Raw genomic sequence first — 17090 nt, 5'->3', positions numbered from 1 at the left:
TTAAGTCAAATTGGTATTAAACTTTAAATTGATCGACTGACAAGCGTAGCTCTTCTGCGAGTTTCGCCACTTCAGAGCTTGAAATTGACGTCTGGCTTGCACCTTCAGCCGTTTGCTCAGCAATCGTAACAATAGACTCTAAACGTTCACTAATTTCTTGCGCTACTTGCTGCTGCTCGTTTGCTGCATTAGCGATTTCTTCACTTACATCATGCGCTTGTGAAACCGCTGCGGTAATAGAGTTCAATGCTTCGTTGGCAAGGTCGCTTTGGTTCACACAAGACTCAGCCTGCTGTTTACCTTTCGACATTGCACTTACGGCTTCTTCTGCGCCTGCTTGTAAAGACTCGATCATCGCCTGAATTTCTTGTGTAGACTCTTGAGTTTTACTTGCTAAAGAGCGTACTTCGTCAGCAACTACCGCAAACCCTCGGCCTTGTTCTCCAGCTCGAGCTGCTTCAATTGCGGCATTAAGCGCAAGTAAGTTAGTTTGCTCAGCGATGCCTCGTATAACATCCAAAATACTTCCGATAGAAGCACTATCTTGATGTAGTTTATTGATAACACGCGATGCCTCGTCGACTTCTTTGGCGAGTTGCTCAATGGTGTGTTTATTTTCGTGTGAGATACCTTTAACGCGCTCAGCTTCTTTGTCAGCGTTTTTGATTTCTTGTAGCGCTTGGTGTGCGCTGTTGCTCACACCATGAGAAGTGCTACTCATCTCGGTTGTTGCTGTAGCTGCTTGCTCAACTTGTGCTTGCTGATTTTTAATCGCTTGACTCGATTCAGTGGTAATCGTCGATGTTTCTTCAGAGGCCGCTGCCAGTTGTGTTGAACGAGAAATAATACCGGTGATCAGTTCACGTAAACTCGAGATTAACGTATTACAGCTTTTCGAAAGCTCTCCAAACTCGTCTTTGGCGGTATCATCTAAGCGCTGCGTCATATCGCCACTGGCTACGATATTCAATACTCGATTTACTTCAGAAAGAGGCTTGGTAATGCGACTCACTGTAATGTATGCAACGCCGACAGCCATAACAGTCGCCACCATCATACCTATCCAAGTCCATAAATTAGCTTTACCGACGTCACTGCGCACACCTTGTTGCAAATTGAACGCGACTTGGCTTGCTTCTGACAACAAATCGTCAAGCTGAGAAAGCGCCGCTTGTGTTGTTTTTTCAGCGTCTGCAAGTTCTTTTTGGGTTTCAGCAAGGGCGAGTATCAGGCGCTTTTGGTTTTCTGCAATGCTGTTGCTGCCAGTTACAGTGTCTTTTAGAGCCGTATAATATCCCTCAAGATCTGCGAATAAGCCGCTATCAAGTGCAGTAACTGGACCACGGATCAAGTCGATATTTCGTCCTAGCTCTTCAACTAAATACTTTTGCTCATTTCTAACGATTTCTAGCGTGTTGATGTCTTCAACAGTGACTAAATCGTTTGCACTAGTAACCACAGAAGAAAAGTTGTTCTCAAGGCTATTTGCAGCTTGAAAAGCACGTTTGTCGCTATCTTCTAATCCATCTAAATCGATGATGTCTACCGTTACCATAGTGGCATCCTCGGCAGCCATATCAAGATCAGATAACTGTTCTTTGAGCTTATCGCGCAAAGAAAGCTCTGACGACTTCTCAGTGACTAGGCTATTCATGGCTTTTACAAATGCGTCGTAACTTTTGCCAACATCGCTGCTGCTTGAAGCAAGTTTGTTGTTAGAAGCGACCACCTGTTGGAGTTCAGAGTATGTTTTATCAAAAATCTTCTGACGCTCAGAAAACATTTGTCTCAGCGTCGCAAGCTCTGTTTCTGAGCGCGCATAAAAACTACCTTGCGCCATCTTGCTCATTAATGTGAACTCAACTTTGAGTTCAGAGCTTTTTGATAGTGCAGGTAAGGAGAGGCTGTTTACCTGCTGAGTTGAGTTGTCAATGTTTGCAATCCTAATTAAAGAATTACCCCCGATAAGAAGAAGCAACAAGGTGATGGTAATAAACCCACCCCAAATACGTTGGCTAACAGTCAAATTCATAGCTGTCCTACAAAATTTACAATGCAATACGGATACTTATCGGATTTATTGCGGATAAGTTAAGTATTTTATAGCAGATGTGACGAAAAAATTCAGCAAAAAAGGTCGGATTACAAAAAATAGCGACTATTTTGCCACAAGGGAGGTATGTTTATCGAATATAGTTTAGTCAGTTGGAAGTGAGATAAGCACGTAAATGTTTGTTACTTTTGAGATTTTAAGGTTAAAATAGGTACGTGAGAATAAATCTTTATCGCATGGATGCTGATACTAGAGCGCTAGAGCTAGTGTTTTCGCCGTGCCAAGGCAAATATGAATAAAAACTTTACGTCTAACCTAGCTTTAGGTATTGATGCTCTTTGCTTGGTAGCAAAGCTTCACGGTAAGAGTGTCGATAAAGCACAGCTTCTCCATCAATTTCAAATTAACAGTGATGACCCAATAAAAAGCGATGCGCAGATGCTGCGCGCTTCCCAAAGTATCGGGTTTAAATCAAAGTTCATAGCGTTTGAGCCCAATGATATATGCAATCGGGTATTGCCTGCTATTTGCAAAAGTAAGCAGGGTGGTTATGCAATTTTAGCGAAGGTCTCAAATTCAAAATTACTTATTCATGGGGAAAGCAGCATTAAATAAGCAGAATATTGAAGTTGATGGTCGTGTACTCCCGCTTTCAGCGGGCATGGCGGTTAGTGCTGAAATAAAAACAGGACAAAGACGAATCATAGAGTTTTTGCTCTCTCCAATTATTCAACACATTGATGAAGGAGCAAGGGAAAGGTGATTAACTATGATTTGGATCGAAAAGGAAATATTAATGAGTAGGTTTTTATTAAGTGTTAATAATTTAAAGTATTATCTTTATTTTTTGATTTTACTCTCCCCTTTTTTACTTGTGAATGACAAGGAAATGCCTATTGTTGAGAGGGGGGTGCTATATGATTCATATGAAATATACTATCGAATGGTTGTTATATATGCTTATGATAGTGAAACAAAAGCAATAGGTAGTTGGAGTACCTATACCCAAAATCTTAAGGTTGTAAAGAGTTTAAAGCAAGGCCAGACTTTGACTATTAAGTCTGAAAAGTGTAATGAAAAAGGTGGTTGTGGTAGGGTTTTGTCATTATTTGATGGTGAAGATTATTTAATCAATGAGGAAGGGTAAAAGCAGGGATTAACAGCGTCTGAAGTTTTATATAGAAAATTAGGTAATGAGGTCGTTAAAATTTTAAATGGTGAATTGACTATTTAGGTGAATTGACTATTTACCGGACAATATCTCGATTTAATTGCACTACACGTGTTGTGGTAGGCTACGCTTGTTGGTACTTTTCACCGGTATCGATGTTAATCATGGTCATTGCCCCTCCCCAAACACATCCGGTGTCGAGTGCAATCACATTTTTTTGGTGTGTTTCACCCTCTAATGCCGCCCAGTGGCCAAAAAGTAATGTCGTATTTGGTGGTATTTGTCCATATTCAAACCAAGGGATAAGACCATCGTTATCTTTTAACCCAGATTTATTTTTTAGGTCTAGTTCACCATTTTGCTTAAGAAAGCGCATTCGAGTGAAGACGTTAACAATGGCTTTGAACTTATCTTGTTCACTGAGCTTATCGAGCTCAAGCCCTGGGTGAGCGCCGTACATATTGGCATAAAACTCAGGGGCTTTTATAGATTGATAATTGGCTTCGGCAAAGTGTGCATAGTTTAGCGCTTGTTCTATGCTCCAGCTTGGATGAATACCTGCATGAGAAATCAAAGTTTGCTGCTGTTCTAGCCAGATAGCCAGTGGCTGTGCACGCAATAAGTCAGCATACTTTTGGCATTTAGGGCTGTTAAACACCGCGTCTAATTTGTCTTTTGGGTTGGGTGGCATTCCTAATGCTAGACAGGCTAAAAAGTGGAGGTCGTGATTGCCAAGTGTAACGCTAATGGAGTCTGCATGTTGATATAGAAACTCTAGGCAAGCAAGCGGATCAGGGCCTCGGGCGATGATGTCGCCGACAAAGTACAAATGGTCTTGGCTTGGATTAAAGTCGACTTGATCAAGTAGCGCGATGAGTGGGGTGAAGCAGCCTTGTAAATCTCCAATTGCGTATTTTGCCATGCTTTACCTATAGCCTATTTTATAACTCAATGTGTTTATTCTAATGCTGAGCCTCAATGAGGCAAGCAGGCTAGCCAGCTTGCACTGAATAACAGCGTCCTTATCCCAATTTACTTAACTCAGCTGCCTATTTTGAGGAGCTTGTACTACCCTGATGTGACCTTATCACCAAGGTAACTACACCCGTGTCGGCGAGGCAAAAATGTTGCTACTTCACCTGTGGCCTATTGCCGAGCTCTGGTTACCTAGTTGCTTTAGATAAACCGTTGACAAGGTCAGCGTCATACTTGCCCCCTTATATTGAGCAAGTATTAAAACACATTGGCATTAATGCAAAATATTTGGGCAGGAGAGTCTAAATACATTAATTGGTGCTTTAAACTCGGTGCCAAACTCATTACGCATAACGTAGTAGCCTTCCATTGTACCTAAAGGGGTATCGAGAACTGCACCACTGGTATACTGATAGCTTTCACCAGGGCGGATGGTAGGTTGTTCACCTACGACTCCATCACCTTCCACTTCCGTTTCTTTGCCGTTAGCGTCGGTAATTAGCCAATAGCGGCTCTCTAGCTTGGCATTACACAAGCTATGGTTTTTGATAGTTATAGTATAGGCAAACACATATTTTTCCTTTTCAGGCTGTGATTGCGCTTCAACATAAAAGGTTTCTACCGACACTTTTATCGGTGAGCCAATTTTAGTTTGAGTTGTCATATAGCCAATTTGCAATTTCGATAAACTGGTTCAGCGACAGATTTTCAGCACGAAGTGTAGGATCTATACCCAACGCTTGTAACTGCGCTTCACTTAACAAGTTAGATAAACTATTTCTCAGCGTCTTACGACGTTGGTTGAATGCTTCAAGACATACAGTATTCAGTAGCTTAGTACTTTTGGCTGTACGTTGAGAAGCCTCTTTGGGGATCAATCTGACGACTGCTGAGTCAACTTTTGGTGCAGGCTTAAAGCAATGCGGTGGCACTTCAATGACGGGAATGGCATGGCAGTAATACTGCGTCATTACACTTAAACGACCAAAAGCCTTACTCCCAGGGCCTGCAACCATGCGATTAACGACTTCTTTTTGAAGCATAAAGTGCATGTGTTCAACCTGATCTGCAAATTCAAACAGGTGAAATAACAAAGGGGTTGAAACGTTATAAGGTAAGTTACCAAAAATCTTCAGCTTCTCTCCTTCTTTGATTAAAGAAGAAAAGTCAAACTTCATTGCATCGCCTTGATTAACCGTTAATTTAGGTCCTAAAAACGGATGATGGATCAAGCGCTCAGCAAGATCTTTATCAAGCTCTACAACGGTTAAATGGCCACTTAAATCACACACAGGCTCAGTGATAGCACCTAAACCAGGACCAATCTCAACCAGGTTATCCTCTGGTTTCGGGTCGATGGCTGTTACTATCTTGTCGATAATACTGTTGTCATTTAAGAAGTTTTGACCAAAGCGCTTACGGGCTCTGTGTCCAAGATGTACTTTATCTGTCATGCATTCTGTGCTTTTTTGGTTGCGAGCTTAATTGCCTCGCGGATCGCTAATTCAAAACTACCTACTTCAACATCGCCCGAGCCTGCTAAATCAAGAGCAGTGCCGTGGTCAACCGATGTACGAACAAAAGGTAATCCCAAGGTGATGTTTACTGAATTTCCAAAACCTTTATATTTTAACACAGGTAAACCCTGATCGTGATACATTGCGAGCACTGCATCAGCATTATCTAAATATTTTGCTTGAAAAAGCGTATCAGCAGGCAGTGGGCCGACTAAGTTCATGCCTTGCTGATTGAGTATTTCTAGAGTTGGCTCAATCGTGTCTATTTCTTCTCGGCCAAGGTGACCACCTTCACCGGCATGTGGATTGAGCCCACATACCAGTACTCGTGGTTGTTCAATACCAAACTTTGTCTGCAAGTCGTGGTTGAGTATATGTATCACTTTGCTCAAACGCTCAGGGGTTATCGCTTTTGATACATAAGCCAACGGAATATGAGTGGTTACTAAAGCAACGCGAAGCCCTTCCGTTGCAAGTAGCATAACCACATCGGCAGTATCAGACTGCTGCGCAAAATATTCAGTGTGGCCACTAAATGAAATACCCGCTTGGTTGATAATGCCTTTATGCACAGGGCCGGTAACAACTGCAGCAAAAGTACCATCCATATTTTTTTCTGAGGCAATACGAAGCGTCTCGAGCACATAGTGGCCATTGGCTTCATCTAGTTGACCGGCAACCACCTCAGCACCTTTATCTACTTGTAAATAGTAGATAGCGCCTGCGGGGGCAGGCTGTGGTGCTTGAGAGCTGTCAAATGGCAATAGAACGATTTGCTCGTTGAGCTCTTTAGCGCGTTTTTCTAGGATACTTTTATCAACTACCGCAACTAACTGAGCAGGCCAAGCATGCTGAGCCAATTTGATAACAAGATCTGGACCTATGCCAGCAGGCTCACCCGGTGTAATTGCGATTCTGAGGGTCATGGTCGTTATTCCGTTTCCATTATTTCAATATGTGCTTGATCACGCATTTCTTTAATCCATTTAAAGCTTTCTTCTTTAAATTTACGATTAAATAGTAGGCGATGAGCGCGGTTTAATTTAGCCTGCTCTGTTTTGTCTGCAACGCGCTTATCAAGCAGTTGCACTATGTGCCAGCCAAAAGTACTTCTAAACGGCTCACTGATTTGATCTTTTTCTAGAGATAACAAAGTATCTCTAAATGCTGGTACGTAAGTTGTTGGATCTGTCCAGTCGTACTCACCGCCTTTAAGGGCAGAGCCTGGATCTTCAGAGTGCTCTTTCGCTAGTGCTGCAAAGTCTGCGGTGCCAGCTCGTAGGTCCTTAACAAAGCCAGTAAGCATTGAGCGTGCTTTTTCTTCACTTAAAATGATAGAAGGTTTGATTAAGATATGACGAGAGCGTACTTCGACTGTCTCCACCACTTCACGGCCGCGAATATCTTGTACTTTCAGAATGTGGAAACCCGCGCCTGAGCGCAGTGGACCGACGATGTCGTCTTTTTTCGCTCCCTTTATTGCTTCTGCAAACAAAGTTGGCATCTCGTTGATACCCATCCAGCCTAATTGGCCACCATCTAGCGCCTTTGAACCACTTGAAGAGGCGATAGCAATACGCTTAAATTCTTTGCCTTCGTTCAAGAATTTGATTACGTTATCAGCACGCTGACGGGCATCCTCAATTTCTTCGGGCGTCGCTTTTGTTGGTATCTTGATCAAAATGTGGCCAATGTCATATTCCTCGGAGTTGCCAGTTTGCTCGCTGAGAATTTTTTGTAAATTCGTCACTTCTTGAGGGCTGATATAAATACGGCGGTCGACACTGGCTCGGCGTACCTGGCTTGTGGTGATTTCTTTGCGGATCTCTTCACGGTATGCTTGGAAACTTTCTCCGCTCGCTTCTACCGAGCGACGTAGATCAGCAATAGTGCCACCTTGGTCTTGCGCGATATTGGCAATGGTTTGGTCAAGTTGTGCATCAGATATTTGCATACCCATGCGCTCACCTAGTTGTAGCATCAGCGATTGCTCAATGAGCTTATCAATCGCTTGCAAGCGAAGTGTCCTGTCACTTGGAAGCTCGGTTCCTTGCTGGTCGGCTTGTTCCTTTACACGGTTAATTATTTGGTCAACTTCACTTTGTAAAATAACGCCGTCGTTGACGGTGGCAACAACAGTATCAAGTTTTACACGCTCAGCATGTGCTTGAGTAAATAGGCCTGCACTCAAGGAGGCCACTAATAACAACTTTTTTAAATTCATACGGCTTTCTAAATTCTATTTATTCAAAAAATACGGTCTACGGTAACCAAAAATACCCTGTTGAAGGAGCTTACTTGCATCACCACTGCGTTGACTTCCAAGTCCTGAAAGAACAAATTTCAGGCTAAAGCCAGAGTCAAACACTGCCTCATCATGAGTGAGTGTTTGGTTTAAGTTTGTTTCAATTTGTCGGTTTGCTGTCACTTGAATCGCCCAACAACAAGACTGGTATTGAACGCCGACAAAGGATTCAACGCTTCTGTTTGCTGTCATATCACGGTGATAGCTTGCTACAAACTGCCAGTTATCGTCAATTGGTAAACTCGTGAATAAACCGACTTGGTCTATTTCATAGTCTGAGACATCATTTACATAGCGATGGTTCAATTGCACAAGCTGCTTGTCGTCACCTTTGTAGTCTAAAGTAAAGTGAGACTGTACCAAATCTTTGCTATCGACATCATATTGAATACCACCAGATAGATACCAGCGTTTATGCCAATGTAGCATGGATTCAGCTGCAAACAGCGAATTATAATTTGTATCGTCGCTGAAGCGTTGTGCAGATGGCTTTACAGAGGACTCTAGGTAGATGATTTGACCGGCACTAAAGTTAAAGCGCTCGACATTGCTACTATCAAAAATTCGTGTGGTTGCACCAATAGTGAATTGGTTTGCTTCTGCGATACGGTCGTAACCTGAATATCTGCGGGCGCGAAAGAGACCAATGAAGTCATCTTGTAACTTAGCAGTATCATACCAACCGATTTGACTTTGTTCTCTATGTGGAGTGTATAAGTACTGTAGCTGTGGTTCTAATGTCTGTACCCCTTGCTCGAAGAAAAACTCTGTACTGCGTTCAAAGTTGAGCTGGCCGTGCATACGGACACTTGGTAACGTCCGGCTGACAGACTCTGCATAGTCCGAATTGAGTTCTTTGATGTTCTGATCATAGCGAGTATGAAGTAAGCGAGCCTCTGAGGTAAAAGACCAAGCATAATCACTGCGAGAGAATGAGACTCTGGGTTCTAAATGTAGTCTTGACGCTTCAGTGATCGCTAATGAATCATTTTGAAAATAAGCAAATTCACCCTCAAAATCCCAATCAACGTTGGCAAACTCGTAACTTTCACGGGTATGGAAGCTAATTTGCGGTAACGTGGTATAGGACTCTCTGTGGTCGCCAAGGACTTCAAAGTCTTGCAGTTTGATGTCGACCAACCAGTCCTCGCCTAAGTAGCTAACACTACCAGTGCGATACAGTTGAGTGTCTGTTTCATTGGCGTATTCTGAGGTTAAGTCAGTCAGGTAGTTATCATCGCTGACATTGGTAATATCAACGAACGCACGCCAGTTATCACTCAAGTAACTTTTTTGCTGCCAATGCACTAAATATCGGTCATCTAGCTGTGGCTCTGAGTCATCTTTACTTAAATATTCAACAGCAACTTTACCTTGGTGTTGCTCAGTCAAATATCTGAACTCAGTGTTAAGCTGGAAGCCTTTATTGGCCATATATCGTGGCGTTAAGGTAGCATCGTAATTTGGTGCTAAGTTCAAGTAATAAGGAGTGATTAACTCCAAACCAAACTTATTTGAGCTAGAGATGGTTGGTGTGAGCAGCCCTGACTTGCGCCTACTGTCGATTGGAAAGGTAAAATAGGGGAGGTAAATCACCGGCGTATCCAAAATTTTGAACACCGTATTATATGTTTCTCCCCAGCCATCCTCACGAGAAAGCACGATACTACTTGCTTCTATTTTCCAAAAGGGATCATCGCTTGGACAGGTAGTGAAGCTAGAGTTATCGAGTGATATTTGATTTCCAGACGCGTGTAACTTTTCAGCACCACCACGACCTAGCTGCTCAGTAAGCTCATATTCAGCACCAAGCAAGCTGACCGTGTTAGCATTTAAATCAGCGAAGAGACCATTACTATGTACTTTGGTAAATTGATCGCGATAAAGGAGCGGGCCTGAAGCACTTAGTAGCCCTTCTTTTTTATCAATCAGTGCACGTCTGGCTGCTAAGCTCATGGTTTCGGTATTAATAATGACATTGCCTGAAAACTCTGCGCTGTCAGCGCCTTGCAGTTCCAAGTCATCAGCAACAATATCAATGGCGTTTTTGGGCAGCGAGGCTATTGGCTTCCAGCTTTCTGGCTGCATATAGTCTTTACATTGTGCCGCGACAATGTTCGTATTAGCAAAAGCAGTAGAGTGAATAGCAGACAATACAGCTAAGCCCAAAATTTTGCGCATTTAATAACCTATTAGCTGAGCATTTAATAATAAGCTCATCATGATAAATGAAAACTGTCGGAAATACAGTAGCATTTAAATATTTACAAGTAGAAGGTGTAATAGTTAATCCATGAGTAGTCAAAATCAGCGTGTAGAATTTATACAGCGAGCATTGCAAACCCATCAATTCAGCTGTGAACCCATTACCTCAGATGCTAGCTTTCGCCGCTATTACCGTGTAGCAAAAGGTACAGAAGCGTCATGGGTGCTGATGGAAAGTCCGGTGGATAAAGTGGATAACACCCCATTCGTAGCATTAAACAGTGTATTTACACAACAAGGGCTAAATCTGCCAAGTATTATTGCACAGGATGAGCAGTGCGGTTTGGTACTGCTACAGGACTTGGGCTCTACTCACCTTGCTGACAGGCTAGATACATACGCCCGATTGCATGACTATCAAGCGTTGCTAGATTTGCTACCAAATATTGCTCAGACGCCGACCAGTGAGTGGATGAAACCCTATGATGCTGACTTTATTGCCATGGAGCTGGAAATATTTCATGAGTGGCTGGTGACAAAGTGGCTAAAAAGTTCGCTGACAGAGCAGCAACAAATACAATGGCAAAACGTCAAGTCAAGGTTGGTCGCGGTTATGCTCGAACAGCCACAAGTGACGATGCACCGAGACTTCCACAGTCGTAATGTTATTTTTCATCAGTCACAGTGGTATTTGATTGATTATCAAGATGCCGTGCAAGGGCCTGTTACGTATGACAGTGTGTCTTTACTAAGAGACTGTTACACGCGATTGCCTACTGATGAGTTTGCAATGTTGCAGCGATATAGTTTTGATAAATTACATGCCGCAGGTCTGTTAGCTGATATGGATTTTAGTCGATATCAATATTACTTTGATCTTACTGGGTTGCAGCGACACCTCAAGGCTGCGGGAATATTTACGCGACTATTGCAACGAGATGGGAAAGGCGGGTATCTAGATAATATTTTGCCAACGCTCGATTACATTCTTGAAGCTGCTCAGAAGTATGATGAATTTCAGTGGCTTGCAAGCTGGATTAGGCATGACATAATGCCTAAAGCAAAAGTCAAACTTAGCGCCAAATAAAGCGAATATGAAAGCAATTATTTTATCAGCAGGTCGTGGTAAGCGGATGATGCCACTTACAGCGACACAGCCCAAACCGATGTTGAAAGTAGCGGGTAAGCCACTCATTGAACATCACATTGAACGACTAAAGTTAGCTGGTATCACCGAGGTTGTAATCAACCTTGCATGGCACGGTGAGGTGATTAAGCACTACTTTGGTGATGGTAGCCACTTTGGGGTAAATATTACCTACAGTGATGAACCAGAAGGAGGGCTTGAAACCGCAGGAGGAATTATTCAAGCACTACCGTTACTGTGCCAGGATAGCGACCGCTTTGTGGTTATAAATGGCGATGTTTTTACCGATTATGATGTGCGTAGTCTTATACAGCTGCAACTTGGAAAAGCAGCCGCTGGACATTGTGAAGCACATATTGTGTTAGTGGAAAATCCAGCACATAACCCCAATGGTGACTTTTGTCTCGCTCACCAGCCTTTGAACCAAGAGCAATATACATTTTCTGGGATAGGTATCTACCATCAATGTTTTTTTGCTGGGCTAGAACATGGCTTTGTTAAGTTAGGGCCACTACTTCGCAGTGCACTTGCAGAGCATAGAGTGTCAACAGAACTGTATCTTGGTCAATGGGACGATATTGGTACTCCTGAGCGACTAAGCGCAATAAATAAAAAGTTAGGATATAGCGATGTGGGGTAAATTATTAGGAACCATGTTTGGTTTTTTGTTTGGTCGGTGGTTGGGCGCGATTCTGGGCTTTTACCTCGGACATTTGTTTGACAAAAGCTTACGTCAAGATTTTGATAAGGTCGGTGGTTTTCAGGGCTTTATTAAAGGAGATGAGCTGCACGAACGACAAGCTCTGTTCTTTTCAAGCTGTTTTGCTGTTATGGGGCATATTGCTAAGTCTAATGGCCGTGTCAGTGAGATTCATATTCAAGCCGCATCAGCATTTATGACCGAAATGGGGTTGCAAGGAGAAGACCGAAAAGAAGCGCAGCATGCTTTTACCGCAGGAAAAAGCAGTGACTTTTCAATCAAAGAAGCCGTAACAGATTTTAAAGAAGCGTTTGCTCGGCGCTATGATCTAAGGCAATTATTCTTAGAAATTCAAATCCAAATGGCATTTTGTGATGGTCATGTATCAGACGCTGAAAAAGCGTTACTAAAGCAAGTCAGCAAATATTTAGGTTTCGCTGAAACGCATTTTTTGTTTTTGCTAAAGCGTTACCAGGCTGAGTTTGAGTTTCGTCGTGCCCAACAAGCTGGAAAGTCACAGCAACAGCATCAGCATCATGGACACCAAGGAGCACCGCAACCGAGCGGGCTTACACGCTCAAAAGCCTTGGCTGTGCTTGGCTTAGGTGAAAGCGCAAGCGCGAGTGAAATTAAAAAGGCGTATCGCAAACTGATGTCACAACATCATCCGGATAAGTTGGTATCGCAGGGGCTGCCGACTCATATGATGGAAGTAGCTAAGCGGAAAAGCCAAGATATTCAGTCTGCCTACGAGTACCTTAAAAAAAGCTAAAGTATCCGTAAAAAACCGAGTAGTTCCTTGCGTAAACGCTGGTGCTGGAGCGGATCGGTTTTTTCCCCAAATAGCTCTCTTTGGCGGTAATCTAGCTTACTATTTTTTCTTGCCCACCTTACTCTGTCAGCGGTGCTATCGACTACCATTGGGTTATCAAAGCTGTAGTAAATATCCAAAAGAGCGGGGCTTATCAAAGACAGGTTTGATGCTAGGTGCTTTTGTCGCATTGCATTAGGCAGCTGGGGGCTGACGACGGTGTAAGCATCAATACGAAGGTTGGGTAAGGTTGCTAAATGTTCTGCGAACACACCAGCACTATTGCCAAATGCAACAACGACAAGCTTCTCTGTTTGTGTCATTGATAACGTATTGTAGAGCACTTCAAAACGACTGACTAACGCGGCTTTATAGTTGTCTAGGTTCATCTCTGAGACAGGCTCAACAGATTTCGGCTTTGGCTCAGCTTCTGGTGTTTCAATATCTTGATCTAAGAGACTTGCAGCATAGGACAAATCAGGTGGCGTGATGGTATACGTATCATATCCATCATCACTCAAGCGCTTAGCAAGGAAACTGATCCCGCTGTTATTAAGTGGCGGCATTTGCATATCAGGCAGGAAAATGACAATACCTGCCCGCATCGAAGCCATGTGCTCTTGATGAAAAACGTAAAATACTTCCTCTTCACTGTTTAGCTCCAGTAACCCCGCTGGTTCATAAAAACGCTGTGCATCTTGTTGAAAAAGCGCTGTTAGCGGTGCTGGGGCTATATGTTCGGCTGCGAAGCAACTTACTGATATTGAAATTAATAATGTAAAAAGTGCTCTGCTTAGCATAATACGTGTGCATGATTTTCCATGGTTTAGTATCGGCCTACTTGGCAAAAGCTTTAGCAGTCGCCTTTATTTATGGTTTTAAGGTAAACTGCCACATAGAGAAAATAAATGGAGAGTATGCGTGCAATACAAAGATAGCAAACGAGACTATCTCTTTATGTTTTTAAAAGGGGCTGGGATGGGTGCTGCTGATGTTGTACCCGGAGTATCAGGTGGTACTATTGCCTTTATCACTGGTATCTATGCGCGTTTTTTAAATGCAATAAAAAGTGTTAATTTGCAAGCATTAGGGTTGTTGCGCCGTGAAGGTATAAAAGCTACATGGCAATATATCGATGGTAGCTTTTTAGTAGCGGTGTTTTCTGGGCTAGTTATCAGTGCAGCATCTTTGGCTAAAGTTATTACTTACTTGCTTGCGCACCACCAAATACTGGTATGGTCATTTTTCTTTGGCCTTATTGTCGCTTCTTTTATTTACGTAGCCAAACAGGTCTCGAGCTGGAACGGTAAAAATATTGCGGCCTGTGTAACTGGCGCTGTGGTTGCTTTTGTCATTACGTCATTGTCGCCAGCGGAAGCGCAAGCATCTCACTGGATGTTTTTTATTTCCGGTGCCATCGCCATTTGTGCAATGATTTTACCTGGAATTTCGGGTAGTTTTATCTTGTTATTGCTGGGCATGTATGGACATGTACTGAGTGCTGTAAATCAACTTGAAATAACACTCGTTGGCCTTTTTTTACTGGGATGTGTTGTTGGGTTGATGTCATTTTCGAGGCTGTTGAGTTGGTTATTAAGCCATTATCAACAAGTCACATTTTCGGTATTGGCAGGATTTTTACTCGGATCACTGAATTTACTATGGCCTTGGAAGCAAGTGCTGACCACTTATGTTAATTCTAGCGGTATTGAAAAGCCCTTGACGCAAGCAAATATTTTGCCGCAGCAGTACAGTGCGCTGTACGGGCAAGATCCAAATACTTTGGCCTGTGTGTTACTTGCCATTGCCGGACTTGCCCTGATTTTAGCAATTGAAAAACTGAGTGAAAAATATTAGCTCAGGCTATCGTTCTAAACCACCCAGTGACAGAAAGGCGCGGAGACTTTGCAAATGGCGCAACGTAAGTTACTGAGTGAATTTTGTTGACATCAAACACCACCAAAGAATTAAACTTGGGGGCGTAACTATGAGTTGGTGTGCCATCTGTTTCAAAAAACTGTAGTAGCCCACCCCAGTCGGGGTGCCAATTTTTGCTTAAGCTGAGGACGTAGGCATATACTCGTCCTTCGGCCTCTACAACGTCATTGTGGCGTGTTAAGTACTGACCTGCGATAAATCGAGTTGCTTGAGCCGAGGTACGCACGATTTGTTGTTCTGAGATATGTGAAAAGCAGGATTGCAGCGCCTCGCTATTTAAATCTTTATACAGACTTTGCAGTAATTCAGGGCTTTGTGCATCGACCGAGTGACGACCATACATAAAACCTACGCCGCGCGACGCGTAGTGATGAATGTCTTCAAGTAGCGCCTGTTGTTCTTGTGGCGTCAAGGCTAAAATATCGCTGTCTTTAACTGATTTGGCTGCACCATTGTGGAAAAGTGCCAGTTGATAGTCCAGTTCAGATAAGCATTGGTGTAATTGCTGTGCTGCTGTTTGTTCGAGAATGTTTTCAATTCGGGCAAATCCCTTCTCGCACAAATCCTGCTGTAATCTTTGTTGTTGTTGCGTTGAAAGTTGGAGCATAAATTCCTGCCGCTGATGTATAGCCATTTAGTGTGTTCATGGCATGCCTTAGACTTCTGTCCAATGCTGATTATTTTTTACCTATGCTAAAGTGAGTTTGGTTGAAATGCCATCCCTCTGCACTCATCAATAGGCAAAAAAATGAAAATCAATGGATTACTTTTACTCTGTTGCGCATGGGTCATGTTGTTGATCCCGTATCCAGCCTTGGCTGCTCAAGGCTCCTTAGATCTCACAAATTCTACTTTGGGTTTCGTCTGTATTGTGATTTTTGTCATGGCTTACACTTTGGTCATGCTGGAAGAAAAAATCCATATGCGAAAGTCTAAACCTGTGTTGGTTGCGGCGGGGGTTATCTGGCTGTTAATTGGTGCATATTATGTAAACCAAGGCCAGACAGACGTGACTGAGCATGCGTTTCGACATAATCTACTTGAGTTTGCTGAGCTAATGCTCTTTTTGCTCGTTGCTATGACTTATATTAATGCGTTGGAGGAGCGGCGTCTTTTTGATGCGTTACGCGCGTGGATGATTCAAAAGGGTTTTAGTTATAAAAACCTATTTTGGATCACTGGGTTTTTATCATTTTTTATCTCGCCTATTGCTGACAACCTAACGACGGCACTGTTGATGTGCGCTGTTGTCATGAAAGTAGCGGAAGGAGATAAAGAATTTATCAACTTAAGTTGTATCAACATTGTAGTTGCAGCCAATGCTGGTGGCGCATTTAGCCCTTTTGGAGATATAACCACGCTCATGGTATGGCAAGCAGGCATGGTGCACTTTAGTGAATTTTTGGTACTGTTTGTTCCTTCACTCGTAAATTACGTCGTTCCTGCTTTAGTGATGAGTTATTTTGTGGCAGATAAAAAGCCGAGTGCTGTCTATGAGCGGGTTGAACTAAAGCGTGGTGCATTAAGGATCTTAACCTTATTTTTATTAACCGTTGCAACCGCCGTACTGGCTCATAGCTTATTACACCTACCCCCTGTGCTTGGTATGATGATGGGATTAGGTTACCTGCAATTTTTTGGCTACTTTTTAAGGATGACACTACCAGGTTCATTGGCAAGAAAACGCGCGATGGCGCAGCGAGAAGGAGACAAAGAGCGTCTCGAAAAACTCGGTAGTGTTGTTCCGTTTGACGTTTTTAGCAAGGTTTCTCGGGCAGAGTGGGATACCTTACTGTTTTTCTATGGCATCGTTATGTGTGTGGGGGGGTTAGGTTTTCTGGGCTACCTTAGTTTGATGTCAGAAGTGCTGTATGGTGAATGGTCAGCGACGTATGCCAATGTTCTACTTGGGGTGATCTCTGCAGTTATCGATAATATTCCAGTTATGTTTGCAGTTTTGTCCATGCAACCTGAGATGTCACATGGCCACTGGCTACTTATCACGCTTACAGCTGGTGTCGGTGGAAGCTTACTGTCTATCGGCTCAGCTGCCGGTGTTGCTTTGATGGGGCAGGCTAGGGGCTATTATACCTTCATGGGGCATTTAAAGTGGGCGCCTGTTATTTTAATTGGATACATTGCAAGTATTTTATGTCACCTGTGGCTCAATAAGTCAGCATTTGATGTTTTTGGCTAGCGAGTAATAATACCAATTTGACTTAATACTTGCTCAATTTGAAGGAGTGGATCTGACGCTAACCGCGTTAA

General features: G+C 43.0%; 17 protein-coding genes. 8 read left to right on the top strand and 9 right to left on the bottom strand.

Annotated elements, in window-relative coordinates; all coding sequences use genetic code 11:
- Positions 1 to 16: 16 nt before the first annotated feature.
- Positions 17 to 2032 (bottom strand): methyl-accepting chemotaxis protein, encoded by a 2016-nt coding sequence (locus D9603_RS04275; RefSeq protein ID WP_128730376.1) that lies wholly within the window; start codon positions 2030 to 2032, stop codon positions 17 to 19.
- A 312-nt stretch (positions 2033 to 2344) separates the two neighbouring features.
- Here D9603_RS04275 and D9603_RS04270 point away from each other — a divergent pair, with 312 nt between their 5' ends.
- The 3 genes from D9603_RS04270 to D9603_RS04260 are packed head-to-tail and all read left to right on the top strand — an operon-like array spanning position 2345 to position 3200.
- A complete protein-coding gene (locus D9603_RS04270; protein ID WP_128730374.1) occupies positions 2345 to 2668 on the top strand; it encodes a cysteine peptidase family C39 domain-containing protein in 324 nt (107 codons plus the stop codon).
- A complete protein-coding gene (locus D9603_RS04265) occupies positions 2646 to 2816 on the top strand; it encodes a leukotoxin secretion protein D (protein WP_241651578.1) in 171 nt (56 codons plus the stop codon). The genes D9603_RS04270 and D9603_RS04265 overlap by 23 nt, the downstream gene beginning before the upstream one ends.
- Positions 2817 to 2822: 6 nt before the next feature.
- The gene (locus tag D9603_RS04260; RefSeq protein ID WP_128730372.1) at positions 2823 to 3200 is read left to right on the top strand and encodes a hypothetical protein; all 378 of its coding nucleotides are present in this window, start codon (positions 2823 to 2825) and stop codon (positions 3198 to 3200) included.
- 148 nt (positions 3201 to 3348) lie between these two features.
- Here D9603_RS04260 and D9603_RS04255 read toward each other — a convergent pair whose 3' ends face one another.
- The 6 genes from D9603_RS04255 to lptD all read right to left on the bottom strand — a co-directional run bounded on the left by D9603_RS04255 (position 3349) and on the right by lptD (position 10202).
- Positions 3349 to 4146, bottom strand: a complete 798-nt coding sequence (locus D9603_RS04255) for a symmetrical bis(5'-nucleosyl)-tetraphosphatase (protein ID WP_128730370.1) — start codon at positions 4144 to 4146, stop codon at positions 3349 to 3351.
- 327 nt (positions 4147 to 4473) lie between these two features.
- On the bottom strand, positions 4474 to 4863 hold the full coding sequence (gene apaG, locus D9603_RS04250) for a Co2+/Mg2+ efflux protein ApaG (protein WP_125251586.1): 390 nt from the start codon (positions 4861 to 4863) through the stop codon (positions 4474 to 4476).
- A complete protein-coding gene (gene rsmA / locus D9603_RS04245; RefSeq protein ID WP_125251587.1) occupies positions 4847 to 5653 on the bottom strand; it encodes a 16S rRNA (adenine(1518)-N(6)/adenine(1519)-N(6))-dimethyltransferase RsmA in 807 nt (268 codons plus the stop codon). Before rsmA ends, apaG begins: the two co-directional genes overlap by 17 nt.
- Positions 5650 to 6642, bottom strand: a complete 993-nt coding sequence (pdxA, locus tag D9603_RS04240; protein WP_128730368.1) for a 4-hydroxythreonine-4-phosphate dehydrogenase PdxA — start codon at positions 6640 to 6642, stop codon at positions 5650 to 5652. Before pdxA ends, rsmA begins: the two co-directional genes overlap by 4 nt.
- A gap of 5 nt (positions 6643 to 6647) precedes the next feature.
- Positions 6648 to 7940, bottom strand: coding sequence for a peptidylprolyl isomerase SurA (surA, locus tag D9603_RS04235; protein WP_128730366.1), 1293 nt, complete (start codon positions 7938 to 7940; stop codon positions 6648 to 6650).
- Positions 7941 to 7955: 15 nt separating this feature from the next.
- Complete coding sequence (lptD, locus tag D9603_RS04230) at positions 7956 to 10202, bottom strand: LPS assembly protein LptD (RefSeq protein ID WP_128730364.1); 2247 nt, start codon at positions 10200 to 10202, stop codon at positions 7956 to 7958.
- Between the two features lie 112 nt (positions 10203 to 10314).
- On the opposite strand from lptD, the gene D9603_RS04225 reads away from it, so the two are divergent.
- From D9603_RS04225 to djlA, 3 genes are read left to right on the top strand one after another with little or no spacing between them, the layout of a single operon-like run.
- Positions 10315 to 11313: a phosphotransferase gene (locus tag D9603_RS04225; RefSeq protein ID WP_128730362.1), complete on the top strand. Its 999-nt coding sequence runs from the start codon at positions 10315 to 10317 to the stop codon at positions 11311 to 11313.
- A gap of 7 nt (positions 11314 to 11320) precedes the next feature.
- Positions 11321 to 12013: an N-acetylmuramate alpha-1-phosphate uridylyltransferase MurU gene (murU, locus tag D9603_RS04220; protein ID WP_128730360.1), complete on the top strand. Its 693-nt coding sequence runs from the start codon at positions 11321 to 11323 to the stop codon at positions 12011 to 12013.
- On the top strand, positions 12003 to 12845 hold the full coding sequence (gene djlA, locus D9603_RS04215) for a co-chaperone DjlA (RefSeq protein ID WP_125251593.1): 843 nt from the start codon (positions 12003 to 12005) through the stop codon (positions 12843 to 12845). Before murU ends, djlA begins: the two co-directional genes overlap by 11 nt.
- Here djlA and D9603_RS04210 read toward each other — a convergent pair.
- Positions 12842 to 13684 carry a DUF3530 family protein gene (locus D9603_RS04210; RefSeq protein WP_128730358.1) on the bottom strand — a complete coding sequence of 281 codons (843 nt, stop codon included), beginning with the start codon at positions 13682 to 13684 and terminating at the stop codon, positions 12842 to 12844. The genes djlA and D9603_RS04210 overlap by 4 nt on opposite strands.
- Before the next feature lie 121 nt (positions 13685 to 13805).
- On the opposite strand from D9603_RS04210, the gene D9603_RS04205 reads away from it, so the two are divergent.
- Entirely contained in the window at positions 13806 to 14741 is a 936-nt protein-coding gene (locus tag D9603_RS04205) for a DUF368 domain-containing protein (protein WP_128730357.1), read from the top strand.
- A gap of 1 nt (position 14742) precedes the next feature.
- On the opposite strand, the gene D9603_RS04200 is transcribed toward D9603_RS04205, so the two are convergent.
- Positions 14743 to 15429: a 2OG-Fe(II) oxygenase family protein gene (locus tag D9603_RS04200; RefSeq protein ID WP_128730355.1), complete on the bottom strand. Its 687-nt coding sequence runs from the start codon at positions 15427 to 15429 to the stop codon at positions 14743 to 14745.
- A 183-nt stretch (positions 15430 to 15612) separates the two neighbouring features.
- Here D9603_RS04200 and nhaD point away from each other — a divergent pair, with 183 nt between their 5' ends.
- Complete coding sequence (gene nhaD, locus D9603_RS04195) at positions 15613 to 17019, top strand: sodium:proton antiporter NhaD (RefSeq protein ID WP_241651579.1); 1407 nt, start codon at positions 15613 to 15615, stop codon at positions 17017 to 17019.
- Positions 17020 to 17090: the final 71 nt, after the last annotated feature.

This window comes from Pseudoalteromonas sp. PS5, from assembly GCF_004103255.1.
Lineage (GTDB): Bacteria > Pseudomonadota > Gammaproteobacteria > Enterobacterales > Alteromonadaceae > Pseudoalteromonas > Pseudoalteromonas peptidolytica.
This window is presented reverse-complemented; position numbering and strand designations above follow the sequence as displayed.